General features: G+C 63.0%; 27 protein-coding genes and 1 other RNA gene. 15 read left to right on the plus strand and 13 right to left on the minus strand.

The features are described from left to right. The first annotated feature begins 76 nt into the window (after positions 1 to 76). A complete protein-coding gene (locus tag SO139_RS09325; RefSeq protein WP_498539955.1) occupies positions 77 to 619 on the plus strand; it encodes a hypothetical protein in 543 nt (180 codons plus the stop codon). Next, positions 620 to 754: a hypothetical protein gene (locus SO139_RS09330; RefSeq protein ID WP_498539956.1), complete on the plus strand. Its 135-nt coding sequence runs from the start codon at positions 620 to 622 to the stop codon at positions 752 to 754. Positions 755 to 758: 4 nt separating this feature from the next. Here SO139_RS09330 and SO139_RS09335 read toward each other — a convergent pair whose 3' ends face one another. The 3 genes from SO139_RS09335 to SO139_RS09345 are packed head-to-tail and all read right to left on the minus strand — an operon-like array spanning position 759 to position 3,380. Then, on the minus strand, positions 759 to 1,259 hold the full coding sequence (locus SO139_RS09335) for a GNAT family N-acetyltransferase (RefSeq protein ID WP_449379245.1): 501 nt from the start codon (positions 1,257 to 1,259) through the stop codon (positions 759 to 761). Between the two features lie 27 nt (positions 1,260 to 1,286). Continuing rightward, on the minus strand, positions 1,287 to 1,664 hold the full coding sequence (locus SO139_RS09340; RefSeq protein WP_449379244.1) for a nuclear transport factor 2 family protein: 378 nt from the start codon (positions 1,662 to 1,664) through the stop codon (positions 1,287 to 1,289). Positions 1,665 to 1,715: 51 nt separating this feature from the next. Further along, positions 1,716 to 3,380 carry a sulfatase-like hydrolase/transferase gene (locus SO139_RS09345; RefSeq protein WP_449379243.1) on the minus strand — a complete coding sequence of 555 codons (1,665 nt, stop codon included), beginning with the start codon at positions 3,378 to 3,380 and terminating at the stop codon, positions 1,716 to 1,718. A 206-nt stretch (positions 3,381 to 3,586) separates the two neighbouring features. Here SO139_RS09345 and SO139_RS09350 point away from each other — a divergent pair, with 206 nt between their 5' ends. Further along, positions 3,587 to 3,934 (plus strand): hypothetical protein, encoded by a 348-nt coding sequence (locus SO139_RS09350; protein ID WP_449379242.1) that lies wholly within the window; start codon positions 3,587 to 3,589, stop codon positions 3,932 to 3,934. 162 nt (positions 3,935 to 4,096) lie between these two features. Here the strand turns inward: SO139_RS09350 and SO139_RS09355 are convergent, their stop codons facing one another. Continuing rightward, on the minus strand, positions 4,097 to 4,378 hold the full coding sequence (locus SO139_RS09355) for a hypothetical protein (RefSeq protein WP_449379241.1): 282 nt from the start codon (positions 4,376 to 4,378) through the stop codon (positions 4,097 to 4,099). Between the two features lie 334 nt (positions 4,379 to 4,712). Continuing rightward, entirely contained in the window at positions 4,713 to 4,931 is a 219-nt protein-coding gene (locus SO139_RS09360; RefSeq protein WP_449379240.1) for a hypothetical protein, read from the minus strand. Positions 4,932 to 5,258: 327 nt separating this feature from the next. Between SO139_RS09360 and SO139_RS09365 the strand changes: the two genes are divergently transcribed. Beyond that, complete coding sequence (locus SO139_RS09365) at positions 5,259 to 5,468, plus strand: hypothetical protein (RefSeq protein WP_449379239.1); 210 nt, start codon at positions 5,259 to 5,261, stop codon at positions 5,466 to 5,468. A gap of 122 nt (positions 5,469 to 5,590) precedes the next feature. Here the strand turns inward: SO139_RS09365 and SO139_RS09370 are convergent, their stop codons facing one another. From SO139_RS09370 to ssrA, 8 genes are all read right to left on the minus strand, one after another. Then, on the minus strand, positions 5,591 to 5,728 hold the full coding sequence (locus tag SO139_RS09370) for a hypothetical protein (RefSeq protein WP_498539957.1): 138 nt from the start codon (positions 5,726 to 5,728) through the stop codon (positions 5,591 to 5,593). Between the two features lie 342 nt (positions 5,729 to 6,070). Then, the gene (gene feoB / locus SO139_RS09375) at positions 6,071 to 7,942 is read right to left on the minus strand and encodes a ferrous iron transporter B (protein ID WP_449379238.1); all 1,872 of its coding nucleotides are present in this window, start codon (positions 7,940 to 7,942) and stop codon (positions 6,071 to 6,073) included. Positions 7,943 to 7,978: 36 nt separating this feature from the next. Further along, positions 7,979 to 8,278, minus strand: a complete 300-nt coding sequence (locus SO139_RS09380) for a FeoA family protein (RefSeq protein ID WP_449379237.1) — start codon at positions 8,276 to 8,278, stop codon at positions 7,979 to 7,981. A 114-nt stretch (positions 8,279 to 8,392) separates the two neighbouring features. Continuing rightward, on the minus strand, positions 8,393 to 8,647 hold the full coding sequence (locus tag SO139_RS09385; protein ID WP_254103758.1) for a ribbon-helix-helix domain-containing protein: 255 nt from the start codon (positions 8,645 to 8,647) through the stop codon (positions 8,393 to 8,395). Next, entirely contained in the window at positions 8,644 to 8,832 is a 189-nt protein-coding gene (locus SO139_RS09390) for a DUF4169 family protein (RefSeq protein ID WP_449379236.1), read from the minus strand. Before SO139_RS09390 ends, SO139_RS09385 begins: the two co-directional genes overlap by 4 nt. Positions 8,833 to 9,106: 274 nt before the next feature. After that, the gene (gene fumC / locus SO139_RS09395; RefSeq protein ID WP_449379235.1) at positions 9,107 to 10,537 is read right to left on the minus strand and encodes a class II fumarate hydratase; all 1,431 of its coding nucleotides are present in this window, start codon (positions 10,535 to 10,537) and stop codon (positions 9,107 to 9,109) included. Between the two features lie 87 nt (positions 10,538 to 10,624). After that, positions 10,625 to 11,143, minus strand: a complete 519-nt coding sequence (locus SO139_RS09400) for an SspB family protein (RefSeq protein WP_449379234.1) — start codon at positions 11,141 to 11,143, stop codon at positions 10,625 to 10,627. A 134-nt stretch (positions 11,144 to 11,277) separates the two neighbouring features. After that, positions 11,278 to 11,643, minus strand: a transfer-messenger RNA (tmRNA) gene (gene ssrA / locus SO139_RS09405). An 85-nt stretch (positions 11,644 to 11,728) separates the two neighbouring features. On the opposite strand from ssrA, the gene SO139_RS09410 reads away from it, so the two are divergent. The 11 genes from SO139_RS09410 to SO139_RS09460 all read left to right on the plus strand — a co-directional run bounded on the left by SO139_RS09410 (position 11,729) and on the right by SO139_RS09460 (position 21,470). Further along, entirely contained in the window at positions 11,729 to 12,331 is a 603-nt protein-coding gene (locus tag SO139_RS09410; RefSeq protein WP_449379233.1) for a chromate transporter, read from the plus strand. Further along, on the plus strand, positions 12,328 to 12,858 hold the full coding sequence (locus tag SO139_RS09415) for a chromate transporter (protein ID WP_284266397.1): 531 nt from the start codon (positions 12,328 to 12,330) through the stop codon (positions 12,856 to 12,858). The genes SO139_RS09410 and SO139_RS09415 overlap by 4 nt, the downstream gene beginning before the upstream one ends. 93 nt (positions 12,859 to 12,951) lie before the next feature. Continuing rightward, a complete protein-coding gene (locus SO139_RS09420; RefSeq protein ID WP_449379232.1) occupies positions 12,952 to 13,716 on the plus strand; it encodes a tripartite tricarboxylate transporter TctB family protein in 765 nt (254 codons plus the stop codon). 7 nt (positions 13,717 to 13,723) lie between these two features. After that, positions 13,724 to 15,241: a tripartite tricarboxylate transporter permease gene (locus tag SO139_RS09425; protein WP_449379231.1), complete on the plus strand. Its 1,518-nt coding sequence runs from the start codon at positions 13,724 to 13,726 to the stop codon at positions 15,239 to 15,241. Between the two features lie 196 nt (positions 15,242 to 15,437). Next, the gene (locus tag SO139_RS09430; protein ID WP_449379230.1) at positions 15,438 to 16,232 is read left to right on the plus strand and encodes a thymidylate synthase; all 795 of its coding nucleotides are present in this window, start codon (positions 15,438 to 15,440) and stop codon (positions 16,230 to 16,232) included. Positions 16,233 to 16,331: 99 nt separating this feature from the next. Next, complete coding sequence (locus tag SO139_RS09435; protein ID WP_449379229.1) at positions 16,332 to 16,817, plus strand: GNAT family N-acetyltransferase; 486 nt, start codon at positions 16,332 to 16,334, stop codon at positions 16,815 to 16,817. Beyond that, positions 16,817 to 17,326, plus strand: a complete 510-nt coding sequence (locus tag SO139_RS09440; protein WP_449379228.1) for a dihydrofolate reductase — start codon at positions 16,817 to 16,819, stop codon at positions 17,324 to 17,326. The genes SO139_RS09435 and SO139_RS09440 overlap by 1 nt, the downstream gene beginning before the upstream one ends. A gap of 154 nt (positions 17,327 to 17,480) precedes the next feature. Then, positions 17,481 to 18,620 (plus strand): FtsH protease activity modulator HflK, encoded by a 1,140-nt coding sequence (gene hflK / locus SO139_RS09445; RefSeq protein WP_449379227.1) that lies wholly within the window; start codon positions 17,481 to 17,483, stop codon positions 18,618 to 18,620. After that, positions 18,617 to 19,522 (plus strand): protease modulator HflC, encoded by a 906-nt coding sequence (hflC, locus tag SO139_RS09450; protein WP_449379226.1) that lies wholly within the window; start codon positions 18,617 to 18,619, stop codon positions 19,520 to 19,522. Before hflK ends, hflC begins: the two co-directional genes overlap by 4 nt. A gap of 71 nt (positions 19,523 to 19,593) precedes the next feature. Beyond that, the gene (locus tag SO139_RS09455; protein WP_449379225.1) at positions 19,594 to 19,797 is read left to right on the plus strand and encodes a DUF2065 domain-containing protein; all 204 of its coding nucleotides are present in this window, start codon (positions 19,594 to 19,596) and stop codon (positions 19,795 to 19,797) included. Between the two features lie 158 nt (positions 19,798 to 19,955). Then, positions 19,956 to 21,470, plus strand: a complete 1,515-nt coding sequence (locus SO139_RS09460) for a Do family serine endopeptidase (RefSeq protein ID WP_449379224.1) — start codon at positions 19,956 to 19,958, stop codon at positions 21,468 to 21,470. Positions 21,471 to 21,820 lie beyond the last annotated feature (350 nt).

Raw genomic sequence — 21,820 nt, forward strand, 5'->3', positions numbered from 1 at the left:
CTCGCAGCAAGTGCCGGCCATATCGTGCCACCGGGATTTCGCGTCATCTTCGCCGGCCATCTGAGGGAGTTCTGCTATGCGCGATTCCGCTGACAGGGCAGGCGTGATGCACGCCCATTTGCGAACCCCGAGAGCCGCCGCGATCGCCGGTGTCGTGTTCTCGATCCTGCTCTTTGCAGTGTTTGTGCTGATGCGGCATTCGGTGCCGCGAGATCCCCTGGAAACGGGCGCCTGGCTGCATACCGGAGCTACCAACGTTTTGATCGCGTTGAATCTGGTGCCCTTTGCTGGAATAGCCTTTCTCTGGTTCGTCGGTGCGCTCCGTGACAAGCTTGGGGAGCGCGAGGACCAGTTCTTCGCAACCGTATTTCTTGGCAGCGGCCTTCTGCTCCTGGCGATGCTGTTTGCAGCAGCGGCCGTCGTGGGGGCGATCATCCTCGCGTTTCACGCCGCCCCCGAGGTCCTGGTCAATTCGGCGACGTTCCATTTCGGACGCGCGCTGGCCTACGGCATGATCAACATCTACGTGGTGAAGACAGCATCCGTTTTCATGATCACGACGTCGACGATCGGCGTCTACACCGGTTTCACGCCGCGCTGGCTGGCGCTTGGCGGATAGGTGATCGCGGCGATCCTTCTGATCGGCAGCTACTATTTCGACTGGAGCATCGTGGTGTTCCCGGTCTGGGTTCTCTTGATCAGCATCAGCATTCTGACCGACAAGAATGCCGCGGCGACCGGGCAGGTCCGATGACGGGCTAGACCTGCTGGGCCCGGTAAATCACGACGTCCTCGCCGCGATAGATCGTGTGCCGCTCCAGGCTGAAGCTGGATTTCTCCAGCACGCGACGGGATGCGTGGTTCTCGACGAAAACCAGGCCGATAAGGGACGGCAGCTCGAGCCGTGCCAGTCCGATGCTCGTCAGCGCGCTCGCGATCTCGCTCGCCAATCCCTGGCCCCAAAGACTGCGCTTGAACGTGTAGGCGATCTCGGTCTCGTCGACGTCATCCACGAGAATATGCCGAATTCCTGCCCGCCCGGCGAACTCCCCCGTCGGCATTCTCAGCGCCCAGAGCCCAAAGCCGTGGCGGTCCCAATGGGCCATGTTGACTGCGAGATAGGCCTTCGTCGCCTCGGGAGAGCGCACTCCGCCGAGATAGCGGGACACCTCGGGGTCGAGGTGCAGTGCGACCAGGTCGGCGAGGTGACCTTCATGCAGCCGCTCGGCGGTCAATCTCTCGGTGCTGAAGGATTGCATGGAAGCAGACCGCCGCGCGCCGTCCATTCAAACGCGCGCGACGAGATGCGCACGCGACGGCGCTGGCTCGAACCGGTCGGCGAAATATTGCGTCTCGTGCGCCACCAGTCCTTCGCGGAACTCCATGATGCTCACTGCATAGGACGGGATATCATCATAGCTGAGCGTGAATTCAGTCACCCAGAGATCGCCGCTTCCAACGATTCGCCGGACCGCAAAGCGCTTCTTGTTCGGCTGCACGAACCGGCTCTCCCTGATGTTATGCCGGCCACGGATTCGCTCGCCGGATTGCGGATAATCAAGCACGGCATCCTCGCGGTAGATGTCATGCTCGACGTCGAAATCGCCGGCATCCGACGCATTCCAGTGACGCTCCAGCGCAAGCCGCTTGGTTCGGTCATCCATATGAACCTCCTGCATGGTGGCGCCGAGCAAAGCACGGAAAAATGCGCCCGGCTAGCGAGCGTGCCGAACGCGCGGTTTCAAGTCTATCAGGCCCCGATCCACGAGCGTGCGGTGGAATCGGCGTTTCCGTTCGGAGGCCGATGCAAAGTAGGATGCTCCGCAATCGTCAAGCAAGCTTGCACGCGTAGCGAATATTGGGTCAAGCGGGAGACCCGCCCGTCGTAAGGCGACAGTTCCAAGAAACGCGATATCGAGGTCCGCGCCCCGTCCAGGCTCAAAGTGAGGGATGTTCAAAGCCTCGATCGCGTAAAATGTACGAAACGGACTCCGGCCGTCTCCCGGGCCTTCCAGGTGCCGATCGATCCGTCTCGTTAGCACGGGTTGATGGTCCCCATAGTGCACCACGAGAACAGGGCGCCCCGGAAAACTGCTTGCCAGCTTCTCCCTGAGCTTTTGCCAGGTCGAGGCGGTCTCCACGAGTCGCGCGTAATATTCAGCGTATCCGGCGTCGGGAAGGCTCGCCAATGCAAAGGCGCGCTCCCGCTCAAGCTGTCCGGGCGGCACAAGCCGCCGATTATGCGGACCGTGATTGAAGTTGGTCAGCACATAAAGAAATTGAGGTGACTGGTCGTTGGTAACCCTTTTGGTATGAGCGTCGATCACCGCCTGTAGAAATGTTGCATCGGAATTCGTCGCCTCGAAACGCCTGATGTCAAAGGGCAGCGGAAAGTCGTCGATGAAAATGCGTTCGTCGATGCCGATCGAGCTGTAAAATTCATCATAGTCGAGAAAGTTGCGGCGACAGCTCGATGTGAGTGTCGTCTTGTAACCGAGCGAGGCCAACGAGCGCGGCAGGCTGCTGTGGAACCGGCCGGCGCCTTTCCTGAAGAGGTAGTAGGCGCCCGAACCGAAACTGGCACTTGAAAGACCGGTCAGCAGGCTGAATTCGGACTGCCACGAGCCGCCACCGTAGATGTCCACGTTGAGGCACCCGGACTCCCCTTCTGCAGGAGACAGGAACGCTTCGAGGACCGGCTCGATCGGCAGCCCGAACATGCGCGGGTCGAAGACCGACTCGTGCTGGATGACGATAATGTCTGGACGGTCGCTGGAGCGCGCAGGCACCGCTTCCTTCAGCGGCAGCGGTTCGTTTGCGATATCGCTCAGAGCCAGCCCATTGAACTGTCGCCAGGACGCGGGGTCGACGAGCGAGGCCATGAAGGTGGAATAAAAGCACCGGCCTTGCGTCAGCGTCAGCCGCAAGGACGTGGCTCCCTTGATGGCGGAGACCTTCGCGAAGCCGATGAGCGCAAGGCAGAACAAGGGGATTCGAAAAGCGACGGAAATCGGAGATCCGGCGGCGTAGACCAGGATCGCGACGGAAGCGAAAGCGAGCAGGAATCCCGCGGCGAGAACACCCAACATCATGCGTGGGTATTGCAACACGAAGAACGGGACCGTGCCTGCAAACGCGAGCGGCACATCGGAAACGATCAGTTTGAGTGCGCTGTGTTTGAACTTCACGATCGATACACCGGCGATTGCGACTGCCAGCGTACCGGACAGCAGGATCGCTCTCTCGAAATCGGCAACGAAAACCAGCAGCAGAGCCGCGTTGAGGAAGAGCGCCGCGATCGCAAACAGCAGGTGTTCAACGCTGCGTTCCGTTAGCGCAACGACGCAGATGGTCGTCACAAGTGCCAAGGTCAAAGCCATGGGAGCAGAATGCCCTGAGCCTTCGATTTCTTCAATTCGGCTCTCAGGCTCTGATCGCCGCCCAGATCCTCCGCGGTCGGACCTCGGCGCTGATGCCGGGAACCGGCCGGGCATTGATCTAGCTCAATGGCTCGTGAGGGCGCTCATCGGAGAGGTGGCGTCGGCAGATATTACCGAATAGCATTGTGCGTCCCAAGGAGGGCGCGATGGACAGGATGGACCGGTATATCGCCCAGGCCAACATCGACCACTATCTCAGCCTCCTGAACAGCGCTGATCTCAGCGAGAAAAATCGCGATACGATCATGAAGCTGCTCATCGCCACCGAGGACGCGCTGAGCTACGATCTCGAGCAGCTTGAATTCGCCGAGCGCAGAGCGGCCACGGGCCGAAGTCGCGTGAGCTATCTTACAAATCTGCGAAACCACTTTGTCGTGGGGTCAGCGGATCGCGAACGAGCCGACAGGCTGCTTGCGAACTTCGAAATTCTCCAGCGTCAGCTGGAAGAGCTGTGTCACAGGATGCGTGAGAGAGTGAATTCGCATCACGCCTGACGGGCATCAGCCAGTTCGTGTGGCGCGGTCATGGTCGAGAGGTTGTTTGGGCGGCCCAGGGGCGGCGTACGTGCGCAAGAAGGCGTACGCCGCACGCCGGCCGGTACAATGGGGAAGAAACGACGCGGCTCGTCGCGGACAAGCGACGAGGCTCGCGCAAGCTCAATAGCAGGGCGGATAGGGATAGTAGCCACAAGCCCGGCGATAGCCATAGGCACCATAGGCTGCAGCTCCCGCCGCCGCCGCACCGTAATAGGCGCGCCGATGCACTCGGCGGTTGACGCCTGCAACGCTCATGGGCGTCAGCGGCCGCCCAACGCGCGCTTCGGCGCGATCAATGGACACGGATAGCGTCTCCGTGGGTGAATAGCGGAACGACAGAGGGGCTGCCGTCAGGAGCGCGGCACTCACGATCAGTCCAAGAAGTCTGGCATGTCCAGTCATTTGCTTTCTCCTTGCAGGACAATGAGAAGACCTGACATGCGACCGGGTCCCACCATTGATCGAAATCAATGCGGAACCAGTTTCTGTCCGGGTTGACGAGCCTTGATCTTGCAAGCCGGGCGCGACCCAGTGCCTTGCATGCAAGCCGGATGATGCATGCTGTAGCGGCTTGGAGTCGCGTTTGGCGCGATCGCGACGCTCGCATGATCGGGAACAGTGTGGAGCGGTTTTCCCTCGCGACCCAAGGCGGAACGCGTTTGCGCGGAGATCATGCTCAGACAACACCATAAGGGCCGATCGAAATTCAGCCCAATCTCATCGCGCTTTAGTCAGTTCAAGCGCGATCTAGTTCTCGGAGGATTTGATCGCGGTGCGCGAGAAATTGCATCTGCGTGCAGAGGAATGTTTCCAGGAGTGCGCGGGCCAGAGTTGTATCATGCCCATGATGTTTGAGGTCTTCGATACGCTGCTCTTGGTCCGAAACGCTCTGCTCGCCACGCAATAGGTGGCGCTCAGCTTGTTCGAGATGTTGAAGTTGCCGGGACCGATCCATCTTGCTCTCCTCGCCATAGGCGGAAGCGAAGTGGTCTCTCAGCCACTCGACGCCTATGGGCAGAGCCTTAGCCGGTGATAAGCAAAGGTTTAGCGCCGATTGCGGACTGGTCACAAGGGCGGAAAGTCGGAAGGCGATAGCATGGCGACTTCATATCGCCTGTGAACGAGTCCAAGGTTCAACTTGATGTCTGTTTCCCAGTTTGAGCGTCGCCGGTTCCAACATCCGCAAAATCGGCCTTCGTTCCAGTGACCCATCGGTTGACGCGAAACATTTTCTCACCCTGTAACTTGAGTTAATCGTGGGGCCGATCAAAGAAGTCGCGTTATGGAACCGATCAGCCGAATATCGGACCGCATCGACCATAAGACTGCCCGGTCGATCTGTGACGAGGTGGGCGACAGGTTGCAACAGGACCTATCTCGCGAAATGTCGCCCCTGCCGCCCTATCTCGAGCGTCTCGTCGATGAGCTGCGCAAACACGAGCGTCATCCAAATGATGGCGTCGAAAGCTGGCGCGCCTCGCGCGCCCGTTGACCGGAGCATGATCCGGGAACGTGTGGAGCGGTTCTCCTCGCGATAAACGCGAGACGCGTCCACGCGGAGGTCATGCGCAGACAACAACCTAGAGCGCGATGACGATTCAATCTCGTCGCGCTTTAGTTCATCTTCCTGCGGAGCCTCTCCGCGATCTGACGCTGCAATTCGGCGTATTCTTCCGCGACTTTGCGCGCGTCTTCGGTACGGTCCGTACGCTCTCGTTCCCGTGGCGGCTTCTGGTCTTCATCCTGATCCATCGGCTCTCCTCCGCGCCGCCCAACGGCAGAGGAAGGAGGTGGTTCCTATTGGCGACAGGTCTCCCCGCGATGAATGTTCCCCAAGTTGTGCGTCCGGCCGGTACGGTTCCGGCCGATCGTCGATCAATACGCCGACGGGGTTTCTGTGTTCCCCGCGTCGCGGCAGCTGCCAAGCCCCCCAGGATGGCATCGTGCCGGTGATTTGCCCGACGTGTCAACGGATTTTCCGAATCAAAAGGAGGGCGTCGGCCGCCGCCGGCTTACTTTGCATGGGGTTGTTTTCGAGATTTTTGGTTTTGGGGATGAAGGCTCTGCGAATGCGAGCCCGTTGAGCACGAAGAGCTACCCCGCGCCCAGCGCCATCGCGATGTTGTAGGTCGCAAGGCTCGCCGCATAAGCGAGCGCCAGCATGTAGGCGAAGGTGGTCGCCATCCATTTCCAGCTTCCGGTCTCGCGCCGGATCACCGCCAGCGTCGAGGCGCATTGCGGGGCGAAGATGTACCAGGCGAGCAGCGACAGGGCGGTCGCCAGCGACCATTTCGTCGCCAGCACCTGGCCGATCTGCTCGGCCGCTTCCTTGCCACCCTCGATGGCATAGACGGTGCCGAGGGCTGCCACCGCGACCTCGCGCGCCGCCATGCCCGGGATCAGCGCCACCGCGATCTGCCAGTTGAAGCCGACGGGCGCGAGCAGCGGCGCGATCGCCTTGCCGAGGATCGCAGCGAGGCTGTAGTTGATGGCGGGGTCCGCTGCGCCAGCCGGCGGCTGTGGGAACGAAGCCAGGAACCAGATCAGCACCATCATCGAGAAGATCGTGGTGCCGGCGCGTTGCAAGAACATCTTGGCGCGCGTGAAGATGCCGATCGCGATCGATTTCGGCCGCGGCATCTTGTAGTCGGGCAGCTCCAGCATGAACGGTGCCGGCGCATAGTCGCGCAGCATGAAGAACTTGATCAGGAACGAGACGAAAAGCGCGCTGATGATGCCTGCGGCGTAGAGGCCGAACATCACGAAGCCCTGGAGGTTGACGAAGCCCCAGAGCTGTTTTGCCGGAATGAAGGCGGAGATGATCAGCGTATAGACGGGAATGCGCGCCGAGCAGGTCATCAGCGGCGCGATCAGGATCGTGGTCAGCCGGTCGCGCCGGTTGTCGATCACCCGTGTCGCCATGATGCCGGGAATGGCGCAGGCAAAGCTCGACAGCAGCGGAATGAAGGCGCGCCCGTGTAGCCCGGCGCCGCCCATGATGCGGTCCATCAGGAAGGCCGCGCGCGCCATGTAGCCGAAATCTTCCAGCAGCAGGATGAACAGGAAGATGATGATGATCTGCGGCAGGAACACGATGACGCTGCCGACGCCGGAGATCACGCCGTTCTGCAGGAAGCTCTGCAACAGGCCGGCGGGCAGGGTGTCGTGCACGAACTGCCCGAGCGCGTCGAAGGAGGAGGACAAGAGCTCCATCAGCGGCTGCGCCCAGGCGAACACCGCCTGGAACATCACGAACAGGATCAGGGCGAGCACGATGAGGCCGCCGACGGGATGCAGCACCACGGCGTCGATCCGCGCGGTCCAGGTGTCGGGGCTAGCAGGCAGGCTGACGGTGGAAGCGATGATCCGGTCGGCCTCGCGCTGCGTGGCGCGCAGTTCGGCGACGCCGAGCGGCCGCCAGTTGTTCTCCTGGGGCTGCGGCTTCACCTGCGCGGAGATCTCGTCGGTCAGCTTGAGCAGATCGGCGGTGCCGCCTTTGCGCACCGCGATCGAGGTGACCACGGGTACGCCGAGCGCGTCGGCCATCCGCGCCACGTCCACCGTGATGCCGCGGCGGGTCGCGATGTCGAACATGTTGAGCACCAGCACGATCGGTCGTCCGGTGCGCTTGAGCTCGAGCAGGAGGCGGATGGTCAGGCGCAGATTGGTGGAGTCGGCCACGCACAGCACGAGATCGGGCTTCGTCTCGCCCGAGGCCTTGCCGAGCACGATGTCGCGGGTGATCTCCTCATCCGGGCTGCGGCCGCGCAGCGAATAGGTGCCGGGCAGGTCGACAACCGAGACCTGGCGTCCCAAGGGAGTGACGAAAAAGCCTTCCTTGCGCTCGACGGTGACGCCGGGATAGTTCGCGACCTTCTGCCGGCTGCCGGTCAACGCATTGAACAGCGAGGTCTTGCCGCTGTTCGGCGTGCCCACCAGGGCCAGATGCAGCAGGGGAGCTTCCATGGGATTAAAGGCCTGGGTCAGCGGTCCGGTCGCTCGTTACGCGACGATGATGGCCATGGCTTCGCGACGGCGCACCGCGATGGTGACGTTGTCGACGCGAACCGCAATCGGGTCACGGCCGACGATGCCCTCGTGCAGGATCTCGACTTTGGCACCCTCGACGAAGCCGAGCTCGATCAGGCGGCTTTCCAGCTCGACGTCCGACAGGGCCGAGCCCGCACCGTTGGCGGAAAGATGCTGGATGACGCCCGAATAGCCGCGTTCGGCCAGCCCCAGAGGCGAACCCGAGGGCAGGTGCGTGGATGTCTGCGGGAGCGTGATGTTGTCGTCGGTCATGCCCTGTATTTTCAACGGCAGCGAGACAGGTCAAGCGCGCTCACGCAGCCGGGACCGCACCTTAGAGTGATTATAAAGTGCGGCCTCGCGGATGCTTTACCTGACGGCTCCGGCCTATTGGGCCGGCACTTTTTGCTCGGGCAGGACCGCTGCAGCGCGGTTCTTGAAGTAATCGAGCACGAACAGCCGGATCGCGGACGACAGGTTGCCCTGCTGGCGATTGCCGTCGATCTCTCCGACCAGCTCCGACAGCGTCATGTTGCGCAGGCCGGAGATCTCCTTCATGCCATTCCAGAAGGCCTCTTCCAGGCTGACACTTGTCTTGTGGCCGGCGACGACGATCGATCGCTTGACGACGGGCGATTTCATGGCTGTTCCTCGCGCTCGATCCGATGCTGATCCAGGCGCTCCTTCGCTTGGGCCTCGCGCTTCTCCTCCGCCGATCGCTCGGCCTTGCTGCGGCCGAACTTCGTCCGGTTGGCCTCCGCCTGCTTCGCCGAGGCTTCCCGCTCGGCGCGCTTCCGGAAGCGGTTCAGGTTGATGACGTTCCCCATGCCGCGTCTCCATCACTCGATCCTCGGCGGGCGGGGTGAAACATGCGGAAATAAGGCGTTGCGCCGCGCTCCATGACACTTGATCGCCATTTGATCCTCGTCAATCGGCCTCTGGTACCATCAAACAATCAATTTCGCCCGGTCAGGGGCAAACACTCGCCTAGCATGCGCCAAGGCCAGAACATTGACGGTAATCAAATCCCCTTGCCCGGACCCCAAATTTCATGCCGTTTTTTCCTCCGTATCTTTACGGAGGCCTATCGAAATTCGGAAATCAGCCGGGATGGGTCATCTTTTCGGGCTGGACCAGCCGCTCGAACTCGTCCGCCGACACCAAGCCGAGCCGGAGCGCCTCTTCCTTGAGCGTGGTGCCGTTGGCATGCGCCGTTTTCGCCACCTTGGCCGCGTTGTCGTAGCCGATCTTCGGCGCCAGCGCCGTCACCAGCATCAAGGAGCGCTCCATCAGCTCGCGGATCCGCTTCTCGTCGGCGCGGATGCCCGATACGCAATGCTCGGTAAAGGAGCGCGCGGCATCGGCCATCAGCCGGATCGAATGCAGCATGTTGTAGGCGAGCACGGGCTTGAAGACGTTGAGCTCGAAATGCCCCTGGCTGCCGGCGACCGTGATCGCGGTGTGATTGCCGAACACCTGGCAGCACACCATGGTCATCGCCTCGCACTGGGTCGGGTTGACCTTGCCGGGCATGATCGAGGATCCCGGCTCGTTCTCGGGAAGGATCAGTTCGCCCAGCCCCGAGCGCGGGCCTGATCCCAGCAGGCGGATGTCATTGGCGATCTTGAACAGCCCCGTCGCTACTGAATTGATGGCGCCATGCACGAGCACATAGGCGTCGTTCGACGCCAGCGCCTCGAACTTGTTGGCGGCGCTGGTGAAGGGGAGTTTCGTGATGCCGGCGACCTGCTTGGCGAACAGCCTTGCAAAGCGCGGCTTTGAGTTGAGACCGGTGCCGACCGCGGTACCGCCTTGCGCCAGCGGATAGAGATCCTTTACCGCGACCTTCAATCGCGCGATGCCGCTTTCGACCTGTGCGGCATAGCCGGAAAACTCCTGGCCGAGCGTCAGCGGCGTCGCATCCTGGGTGTGCGTGCGGCCGATCTTGACGATCCCAGCGAACGCCTTCTCCTTCTTGTGCAGCGCGACGAGCAGCTCGGAGAGTGCAGGAATGAGATCGGCCGTGATCCGGCCGGCGGCCGCGATGTGCATCGCGGTCGGAAAAGAGTCGTTCGACGACTGGCTCATGTTGACGTGGTCGTTGGGATGCACCGGCTTCTTGGCGCCGAGCTCGCCGCCCAAGAGCTCGTTGGCGCGGTTGGCGATCACCTCGTTGAGGTTCATGTTGCTCTGGGTGCCCGAGCCGGTCTGCCACACCACCAGCGGAAAGTGGTCGTCGAGCTTGCCCTCGACCACCTCGCGCGCGGCGCGGATGATCGCGTTCGCCCGGCGCTGGTCGAGAAGGCCGAGTTCGCGATTGGTCTGGGCTGCGGCCAGCTTGACGATGCCGAGCGCATGCACGAGCGAGATCGGCATGCGGTCTTCCCCGATGCGGAAATTCTGCCGGGAGCGTTCAGTCTGCGCGCCCCAGTAACGGTCGGCAGGGACCTCGATCGGACCAAAACTGTCGGTCTCGATTCGGGTGGCAGAGCGGCGCGAGGGCCGGGTCGTCTTGTCCATGAGCGCATCCATTCTGCCGCGCGGAATGCGCGCGGCTTCTCGAGCTCATCTATATAGGTGGTTTGGCTGCGCTTGGGCGCTCGTGCCCAGCGAACTCGATCATTTCTTGCGGAAGCGATCCAGTCGGACGACCTCGGCGCCGCCTTGGTTGGGCGCGGTGGGTTCGTCCTCGGCTTCCGCCTTCTCGGCAGCCGGCGCGGGGACCGCGACAGCCGAGGGGGCAGGCGCCGCGGGGAGTGCCGCGGGCGGCACTTCCGCGACATCGGAGGTGTCGAACTGGAGGCCGAATTTCACCGACGGATCGAGGAAGCTCTTGATCGCACTGAACGGCACCACCAGCCGCTCCGGGATGCCGCCAAAGGACAGGCCGACCTCGAAACGGTCCTCGAGCACGGTCAGATCCCAGAACTGGTGCTGCAGGATGATGGTCATCTCGTCGGGGTATTGCGCGAGCAGCCGCGGCGACAGCTTTGCGCCCTCCGCCTTCGATACGAAGGTGATGAAGAAGTGATGCTCGCCCGGCAATCCGTGCGCTGCGGCATCGCTCAGCACCTTCCGCAGCACGCCGCGCAATGCGTCGCGTGCCAGCACGTCGTATCGGATATGATCGGTCGCCATTATGGATCCTGACTATCGGTCCTGTCGTATTTCCCGAGCCGGTGCCGCGCCGACTCGCCAGGCCGCAATGGTACCGCGCCCGACCGGCCAGAAGGAGTCCCCGCCCACGAGAAAAAAGGCGGGAGAAAAATGGAAGTGGAGGCTTCTGTTGCCAGGTGCCTCCGAACCCCGCCTAGCGGAGCTTAACCCGCTAGGACTTTAAAGTGGTCTTTCAAACTGCGTTACGCAGCCTGAGCAACCGGAGCAAAGTTGTCGTTGGCAACTATTGCAGTAGCCCGATAACGGCGGAACAATACCGGGAAAAAGCACGCCCTTTACGCCCTCGTCGATCCTATTTCGCCCCCGCCAAAGCCCGCTCTCGGGTAGCCCGCTGGTGGGCTTTGGTGGAGGCGCCGGGTACCGCCCCCGGGTCCGAATGGTTTATTGCGACGACCGTTTATTTCCATAGCCGGCAAGCCGGCACCCCCAATATAGGCGGCAAAGATCGGGAAAGACAGGGGTTTGGCGAGAGTTCCTTTGGATAGGTGCTGGCCGCCCGGATGGCCAGCCTTGGCGCGGGGATAGCGGCCCCCTTAAGCTGCCACGATGTCCTCGGATTCCGCACCGGCCGTTCAAGAGCCGGATATCCCCGTCAAGACCGACCCACCGGGCCTCTTCGCCCTGTTCATGGCCTTTGCCCGGATGTCGCTGGCCGGGTTCGGCGGCGTCCTGGTGTTCGCGCGGCGGGCGATCGTGGACGACCACCGCTGGATGACGGCGGACGAGTTCAACGAGACCTTCGCCCTCTGCCACTTCCTCCCCGGTCCGAACATCGTCAACCTGTCGATGGTGTTCGGCTCGCGCCTGCGCGGGCTTGCCGGCGGCGTCGCCGCCTTCGCCGGGCTGTTGGTGCCGCCGACGCTGATCATGACGGCTCTCGCCGTACTCTACGCCCATTTCGGCGAGCTCGAGGTTTTGCGCCGCACTCTTGCCGGGGTATCTTGCGCGGCCGTCGGGCTGCTGATCGCGGTGGTCTTTCGTATGATGACACCGCTGTTGAAGCGCGCCGATGCCATCGCCCTCGTCCTGATGGCCGCCGTGTTCGTCGCGATCGGCGTGCTGCGGCTGCCGCTGCAAGCCGTGTTGCTGGTCGCGATCCCTGCCAGCATCGCCATCACGGTTGTCCTGCGACGGAAGGTAGCAGCATGAACAGCGAGAATCCGATCTGGGCGCTGATCTCGACTTTCGGCCTGATGTCGCTGTTCGCGGTCGGCGGTGCGGCCGCGGCGGTGCCCGAGATGCACCGCATCGCCGTGGACGTGCATCACTGGATGACCGACAAGCAGTTCGCGGATGCCTTTGCGATCTCGCAGCTCTCGCCCGGACCGAACGTCCTGATTGTCACGCTGATCGGCTATGCGGTCGCCGGCATTCCCGGCGCGCTCGCGGCAACGCTCGCGATGTGCCTTCCGACCGCCCTGCTTGCCTACTATGTGAGCCGCCTCCTCAACCGTCCCAGCCAATCGCGCTGGCCCGCCATGATCCAGGCTGCGCTGGTTCCGCTGTCGATCGGCCTGATGGCGGCAAGCGCTCTGATCCTGGCCCAATCCACCACGCACACCGTGATTGCCGCGCTGCTGATGGCGGGCGTTGCGGTGCTCGCCTCGGTGTCGCGCGTCAATCCGCTCTGGCTGTTGCTTGCCGGGGGCGTCTTGGGTTTTGCTGGCGTTGTCTAATGAAAATCGCTAGGCAATGATGCTGGTGGGGATCCAATTCCATCCAATAGAACAACAGGGCTCGTGACTTACGGGGTCGCGGAGGAGACATGCATGGCCGACATAATGGGCCACTCGGCGACAACGACGCGAAACACATCGGTCGCCATCGGCATCGTCCTGCTGGCGCTCGCGCCGCAGATATTCGAATTCATCTGGTCGATTGGCACGATCTTCGGATGGGGGAGCGGGCGCGGCCCGGCGACCGTCCTGATCAGCCATGCGACCGCGCTTTTGGCTGGGGCGCCCGGCGCGGTCCTCGGGACGTTCGGCGCTGATGCCAAGAAGGCGCTGTCCTCGGACGTTCTGCTGGCGCTGATCTACTCCTATCCGCTGTTTGCGGTCGCAATCCTCACGCTCTTCATGACCATCCGCGCGCCGCAGGATTATATCGGCGGCATCGTGCTGATGGCGGTCGCGCTGTTCGCGTTGTGGGCGTCGAGTGACTTGCAGGGCATGCGCGGCTTCTCCTTCGGAGCCGGCACGGCGCCGCGCATGTTCGGCGGGCTCTTGGTAGTGCTGTCTGCGGCCATCGCGCTGACGGGACTGCTGACCGAGGGAGCGGGGCTCTCCCATTATTCGTGGCGCGGGCCGTTGTTCGTGATGGCGGCGATTGTCTTCTTCGCTCTGGCGATCCGCCCGCTCGGCCTCGTAGTCACGGCGTTCCTAAGCTTTTTGATCGCGGCGACCGGCTCGCACGAGACACGCTGGATCGAAGCCGCCATCGTCGGCGCCTGCCTGACGCTCGGCTGTGCGCTGCTATTCCCCTACGTCCTGGGATTGCCGATGCCGATGTTCCCGCGATTCCTGGTCCAGTGAGGGCGTGATGGTCGATCTCTTTGCCAACCTCGCTCACGGTTTTGCCGTCGCGTTTTCGCCGATCAACCTCCTGATGTGCCTGATTGGTGCGCTCGTCGGTACGCTGGTGGGCGTGCTGCCGGGCATCGGCACCATCGCAACCGTCGCGATGCTGTTGCCGATCACGTTCGGATTGCCACCGGTCGGCGCGCTGATCATGCTCGCCGGCATCTATTATGGTGCGCAATATGGCGGCTCGACCACCTCGATCCTTGTCAACATTCCCGGTGAAGCGACTTCGGTCGTCACGGCGATCGACGGCCATCAGATGGCCAGGCAGGGTCGCGCCGGTCCGGCGCTGGCGATTGCGGCGATCGGCTCGTTCTTCGCCGGCTGCGTTGCGACGGTCCTGATCGCCGTTCTCGGCGCGCCCCTGACCAAGCTCGCGCTGGCCTTCGGTCCGGCCGAATACTTCTCGCTGATGGTGCTCGGCCTGATCTTCGCGGTGGTGCTAGCCAAGGGTTCGGTGCTGAAAGCGATCGCGATGATCGTGTTCGGACTGCTGCTCTCGATGGTCGGCTCCGACATCGAGACCGGCGCCTCGCGCATGGCCTTCAACATTCCGGAGCTTGCGGACGGTCTCGGCTTCGCGACGGTGGCGATGGGCGTGTTCGGCTTTGCCGAGATCATCCGCAACCTCGATGCCGGCGCTGAGATGAACCGCGATCTCGTGCAGCAGAAGATCACGGGGTTGATGCCGACAAGGAAAGACCTGGTCGACTCGGCGCCCGCGATCGTGCGCGGCACCGTTCTTGGATCGATCCTCGGCATCCTCCCCGGCGGCGGCGCGGTCATCGCCTCCTTTGCCGCCTATACGCTGGAGAAGAAGATCGCGAAGAATCCGTCGCGGTTCGGCCGCGGCGCGATCGAAGGCGTCGCTTCGCCGGAGAGCGCCAACAACGCAGCGGCGCAGACCTCCTTCATCCCGCTGCTGACGCTCGGCATCCCGCCGAACGCGGTGATGGCGCTGATGGTCGGCGCCATGACCATTCACGGCATCGTGCCGGGCCCGCAGGTGATGCAGAAGCAGCCGGACCTCGTCTGGGGCATGATCGCCTCGATGTGGATCGGCAACCTCATGCTGATCATCATCAACCTGCCGCTGGTCGGCATCTGGGTGCGCCTGTTGCGCGTGCCCTATCGGCTGATGTTCCCCTCGATCGTGATCTTCTGCGCGATCGGCATCTACTCGGTGAACAACGCGCCGGTCGACGTCATTCTCGCGGGCGTGTTCGGCCTCGTCGGCTACTGGCTGATCAAGCACGATTTCGAACCGGCACCGCTGCTGCTCGGGATGGTGCTCGGACCGCTGATGGAAGAGAATCTGCGTCGCGCGCTGCTGATCTCGCGCGGCGACTGGAGCGTGTTCGTGACGCGTCCGCTCTCCGCCGTGCTGCTCGCGATCGCAGCCGCCCTCCTGGTGCTCACGGTTCTGCCGGTGTTGCGCGCCAAGCGCGACGAGGTCTTTACGGAATCGGAGAACTGAGGCCGGCGTTACCAACTTGCCAGTATTATCAACAGGGTAGGGCAGGGGCGGGGTGCAAGTTCCGCCCCTTGTCGTTTGCCGGCGGAACGCTCACTTTTCCGGGTATAATCTGTGCGAGGCAGCGAATCGCTGCTGTCGCAGCACGGGGCCGGCCGCTAAGTTCGCCGGCCTCCCAGAAGGCCCATAGCGCACGCACATGCACCAGTATCAGGACCTGCTCGAGCGGATTCTTTCAGACGGCGCCGAGAAGCGCGACCGGACCGGCACCGGCACGCTGTCGGTGTTCGGCCATCAGATGCGCTTCAACCTTGCGGCCGGCTTTCCGATGCTGACCACCAAGCGGTTGCCGCTGAAGGCGATCGTGCATGAGCTGTTGTGGTTCCTGAAGGGCGACACCAACATCAAATATCTGCGCGACAACGGCGTCACCATCTGGGACGAATGGGCCGATGCCAACGGCGATCTAGGGCCGGTCTACGGCCATCAATGGCGCTCCTGGCCCACGGCCGACGGGCGCAGCATCGACCAGATCGCCAATGTCATCGACATGATCAGGAAGAACCCGGACTCGCGCCGGCTGATCGTCACCGCCTGGAACCCAGCCGACGTTGAGAAGATGTCGCTGCCGCCCTGCCACCTGCTGTTCCAGTTCTATGTCGCGAACGGCAAATTGTCGTGCCAGCTCTATCAGCGCTCGGCCGACGTCTTCCTCGGCGTACCCTTCAACATTGCTTCCTACGCGCTGCTCACGATGATGGTCGCGCAGGTCACGGGCCTGAAGCCCGGCGACTTCGTGCACTCGCTCGGCGACACGCATCTCTATTCCAATCATCTGGAGCAGGCGCGGCTGCAATTGACGCGGACGCCGCGTCCGCTGCCGGTGATGCGGATCAATCCGGACGTGAAGGACATCTTCTCCTTCCGCTTTGAGGATTTCGAACTCGTCGGCTACGATCCGCATCCGCACATCAAGGCGGAAGTCGCCGTTTAGCGCATGATCCGGAAAAGTGTGCCGCGGTTTTCCGAACAGATCATGCGCGAAAAAGAAAGCGCGATGATGATTCAACCCGAAACCGTTGCGCTTTAGCCAATGTCGCTCAACATCCGCCGCGCGCGACCCGGCGAGGCCGGGCTCGTTCTCTCCTTCATCCGCGAGCTTGCCGAGTACGAGAAGCTCACGCATGAGGTCGAAGCGACCGAGGCCATGATTGCGGAAGCGCTGTTCGGTGCGAACCCGCGACTTTTCTGCGCGATCACCGAATGGAGCGGCGAAGCGGTCGGCTTCGCGGTATGGTTCGTGAATTTCTCCACCTTCAGCGGCCGGCACGGAATCTATCTCGAGGACCTCTATGTGCGGCCGTCGCATCGCGGCAAGGGCATCGGCAAGGCGCTGCTTAATTATCTCGGGAAGGAATGCGTCGAGAATGGTTGGTCGCGCCTACAATGGACGGTGCTGGACTGGAACGCGCCGTCGATCGCATTCTACAAGTCGCTCGGCGCCGTCATGATGGATGACTGGACGCTGTGCCGCGTCACCGGTGATGCCTTGACGCGGCTTGCAGGGAAGGCTCCCTGATGGAGATCATCTTCGTCGTTGCCATCGCCGAGAACGGCGTCATCGGCGCCGGCAACGCGATTCCGTGGCGGCTGAAATCCGACATGCAGCGTTTCAAGGCGCTGACCATCGGCAAGCCCGTGGTGATGGGCCGCAAGACCTTCGAGTCGCTGCCCCGGCCGCTGCCGGGTCGCACCAACATCGTCATCACCCGCGATGCGAGCTTCCGTGCGGCTGGCGCCGTCGTGACCACATCCGCGGCGGATGCCCATGCAATCGCGCGCGGCGACGCCCAGCGGCGCTCTGTCTCCGAGATTGCCGTGATCGGCGGCGCCGAGATCTACCGGCAATGGCTCGACCGCGCCGACCGCCTCGAAGTCACGGAAGTGCATGCGCAGCCGGAGGGCGACACTGTTTTCGAGATCAACAAGGCAGACTGGGAGGAGGTCGCGCGCGTCCGGCATTCGGCGGCAGGCGACGACAGCGCCGATTTCTCGTATGTGACATATCGTCGGCGGCCGCAACATTAACCGCTTTTACCAATGTTTACATTGACATTTCCCCAGCGCGGCATAGCTCGGAGGCGGTCAGGCGTGCGTTGTAAGGGGGCAAAGCGTCCCCTATAAAGCCGAACCGGACAAAGCGGGTGGGGGCAATTCCAGACCCTGCCGAGGAGACTGTCGAATGCCGTGGAAGAATCAGGGCGGTGGCCCGTGGGGCTCGGGCTCGAAAGGGCCATGGGGCACAGGTCCGCAACCGGTCGGGCCGAGGCCGCCGGATCTGGAAGACCTTCTGCGACGCGGCCAGGACCGGCTCCAGCAGCTTTTGCCTGGCGGTTATTTCAGCGGCATCGGCATCACCGTCATCGTGCTGTTCATCGTCGCGATCTGGCTCGCCTCGGGCTTCTTCCGCGTGCAGTCGGAAGAGCTCGGCGTCGTCCTGCGCTTCGGCAAGCACGTGCGCACCGTGCAGCCGGGCCTGAACTACCATCTGCCGTATCCAATCGAGACGGTGCTGCTGCCGAAAGCGCTGCGTGTCTCGACCATTTCTATCGGCATGACGCTGATCGACGATCCCTCCCGCCGCGGCCGTACCATCCGCGACGTGCCGGAAGAGAGCCTGATGCTGACCGGCGACGAGAACATCGTCGACGTCGACTTCACCGTGCTGTGGCGTATCAAGCCCGACGGCGTCGGCGACTTCCTGTTCAACATCCAGAATCCCGAGGGCACCGTGAAGGCGGTCGCCGAAAGCGCGATGCGCGAGGTGATCGGCCGCTCGCAGATCCAGCCGATCCTGACCGGCGCCCGCAACACCACCGAGCAGGGCGTGCAGGAATTGATGCAGAGGACACTCGACGGCTACGGCTCCGGCATCCTGATCACCCAGGTGCAGATGCAGAAGGTCGACCCGCCGGCGCAGGTCATCGACGCCTTCCGCGACGTGCAGGCGGCGCGCGCCGACCTCGAGCGGTTGCAGAACGAGGCCCAGACCTATGCCAACCGTGTCGTGCCGGAAGCGCGCGGTCGCGCCGCGCAGATCCTCCAGGCCGCCGAGGGCTATAGGGAACAAGTGATCGCCGAGGCCAAGGGCCAGAGCGCGCGCTTTTTGAAAGTGTACGAAGAATATAAGAAGGCGCCGGACGTGACGCGTGAACGGATCTATCTGGAGACGATGGAGCGCGTGCTCGGCGGCTCGGAAAAGCTCGTCTATGACGGTGCCGCGACCGGCCAAGGCGGCGTGGTGCCCTTTCTTCCGCTCAATGAGCTGACGCCGAAGCGGCCGCCGGCCACCTCTGGCCAGCAGGGCGGAGGTACCCGATGAGGTCTCCGGTCACTGGCATCGTCTCGCTGATCGTCCTCTTGCTCATCCTGATCGTGGCCTACAGCTCCGTCTTTACGGTGCAGCAGACCGAGCAGGCGCTCGTGGTCCGTCTCGGCGAACCCGTCAAGGTCGTCACCGAGCCCGGGCTGAACTTCAAGGCGCCGTTCGTCGACAGCGTGATCAGCATCGACAAGCGCATCCTCGATCTGGAAAACCCGTCGCAGGAAGTGATCGCCTCCGACCAGAAGCGGCTCGTGGTCGACGCCTTCGCGCGCTACCGCATCAAGAATGCGCTGCGCTTCTATCAGAGCGTCGGCTCGATCCAGGCGGCCAACCTCCAACTCACGACGCTGCTCAACGCGGCGCTGCGCCGCGTGCTCGGCGAGGTCACCTTCATCACGGTAGTGCGCGACGAGCGCGAGAAGCTGATGGGCCGCATCCGCGAGCAGCTCGACCGCGAAGCCGACGGCTACGGTATCTCGGTCGTCGACGTCCGCATTCGGCGCGCCGATCTGCCCGAGCAGAACAGCCAGGCCGTCTACGATCGGATGAAGACCGAGCGCCAGCGCGAAGCGGCCGAGTTCCGCGCACAGGGCGGCCAGAAGGCACAGGAAATCCGCTCCAAGGCCGACCGCGAGGCGACCGTGATCATCGCTGAAGCCAACTCGCAGGCCGAGCAGACCCGCGGCGCAGGCGATGCGGAACGCACCCGGTTGTTCGCGGACGCCTACGGCAAGGACCAGGACTTCTTCGCCTTCTTCCGTTCGATGTCGGCCTATGAGACCGGCCTGCGCTCGAGCGACACCCGCTATCTGCTGCGGCCGAACTCGGATTTCTTCCGGTACTTCGGTAGCCCAAGCGGCAAGGCGGGTGCCGAAGCGCAGGCGGCGCCGAAACAGTAAGACGAAACAGGGGCGGCGCCGGTGCCGCCCCTACGCGGAACAAGAACGGCACAAGGGGAGGTTCCAGTCCGATGAGGTCAATAGCGTTTGCCGACTTCCTCATCGGCTTGGGCATTCTGTTTGTGCTGGAAGGCTTGATGTTCGCGGCAAGTCCCGCGTGGATGCGCAAGGCGATGAAGAGCGCGCTTGCAACTCCCGATCATATCCTGCGTGCCGTGGGCATCGGCTCGGCCGTGGCCGGCCTGATCCTGATCTGGTGGATCCGGCACCACTGAGCCCGGCACTTCCGACGCGAACGCTAAAGTGAAGCAAAGTCGCCGGTTTTTCGCCGTATTATCCGGGTCTTGAGGCCCGTTAACCTCCGTGCTTGCGCCGCCACCCCGTTCGAGCGCAGTCTGGACAACGAATCCTTAATTCTCTTTCGGAGATCACAATGACCGCTGCCATCATTGCCACGACCCGTCTGCGCCATTGCATGCGACTCGGGCTGGCTGCGATCGCCATCAGCGCGTTCAGCGCGTTCGGCTCGCCGGCTTACGCGCGCGGACCGGAGGGCATCGCCGACGTCGCCGAGAAGGTGATCGACGCGGTCGTCAACATCTCGACCTCGCAGACTGTCGAAGCCAAGGGCGGCGGCACCAACACCATGCCGCAACTGCCGCCCGGCTCGCCCTTCGAGGAATTCTTCGACGACTTCTTCAAGAACCGTCGTGGTCCCGGCGGCGGCAGCAAGGGTGGCGACAGGGGTGACAACGGTCCGCCTCGCAAGACCAACTCGCTCGGCTCCGGTTTCATCATCGACACCTCCGGCATCGTCGTCACCAACAATCACGTGATCGCGGATGCCGACGAGATCAACGTCATTCTCAACGACGGCACCAAGATCAAGGCCGAGCTCGTCGGCGTCGACAAGAAGACCGACCTCGCTGTCTTGAAGTTCAAGCCGCCAAAGCAGTTGGTCTCAGTGAAGTTCGGCGACTCCGACAAGCTGCGTCTCGGCGACTGGGTGGTCGCGATCGGCAACCCCTTCAGCCTAGGGGGCACGGTGACGGCCGGCATCGTCTCGGCCAAGAACCGCGACATCTCGTCGGGCCCGTATGACAGCTACATCCAGACCGACGCCGCCATCAACCGCGGCAATTCCGGCGGCCCGTTGTTCAACCTCGAAGGCGAGGTCATCGGCGTCAACACGCTGATCATCTCGCCCTCCGGCGGCTCGATCGGCATCGGGTTCGCCGTGCCGTCGAAGACGGTGGCTGGCGTCGTCGACCAGCTTCGCCAGTTCGGCGAACTGCGCCGCGGATGGCTCGGCGTGCGCATCCAGTCGGTCACCGACGAGATCGCCGAAAGCCTCAACATCAAGCCGCCGCGTGGTGCGCTGGTTGCCGGCGTCGACGAGAAGGGCCCGGCAAAGCCCGCCGGCATCGAGCCCGGCGACGTCGTCGTCAAGTTCGACGGCAAGGACATCAAGGACCCGAAGGATCTCTCCCGCGTCGTCGCCGACACCGCGGTCGACAAGGAGGTCGACGTCGTCGTTATCCGCAAGGGCCAGGAGGAGACCAAGCGCGTCAAGCTCGGCCGCTTGCAGGATCCGGAAAAGGTCCAGGCCGCAGTGAAGACCGACGAGCCGGCGCCGGAGAAGCCGGTGACGCAGAAGGCGCTCGGCCTTGATCTGGCGACGCTGAACAAGGACCTGCGCGCCCGCTACAAGATCAAGGACAGCGTCAAGGGCGTGGTCGTCACCAATGTCGATGCCAGTTCCGACGCGGCCGAGAAGCGGCTCTCCGCCGGCGACGTCATCGTCGAGGTGGCGCAGGAGGCCGTCTCCAGCGGCGCCGACGTCCAGAAGCGCATCGACCAGCTCAAGAAGGACGGCAAGAAGTCAGTGCTGCTGCTCGTCTCCAACGGTGACGGCGAGCTGCGCTTCGTGGCGCTGAGCGTGCAGTAAGGCACGCTCTCGGCCCCACACTCACAGTCCCGTAGGGTGGGCAAAGCGAAGCGTGCCCACCGCCACCGTCTTTCCACCATCGCAACGGAAGGGGTGGGCACGGCGCAAGCGCGCCTTTGCCCACCCTACGGCTGCTGAGCGTGCAGTAAGGCACTCTTTCAGCCGACACTCACTGTCATGCTCTGCGAAGGCGGGGCAGCCAATACGCCTCGGCCTCTCCGTGGCCAGGCGCAGTCTCTGGAATACTTGTATGGGCTTGGTCAAGGATGAGTCGTTGTTAGATCATTTCAGATCATCTCCTTGTTCGAAGGAGGCGGACGTCTGCTGGTCCTGACCTCAAGACGGCTGGC

The sequence above is a fragment of the Bradyrhizobium sp. UFLA05-89 genome, from assembly GCF_059803475.1.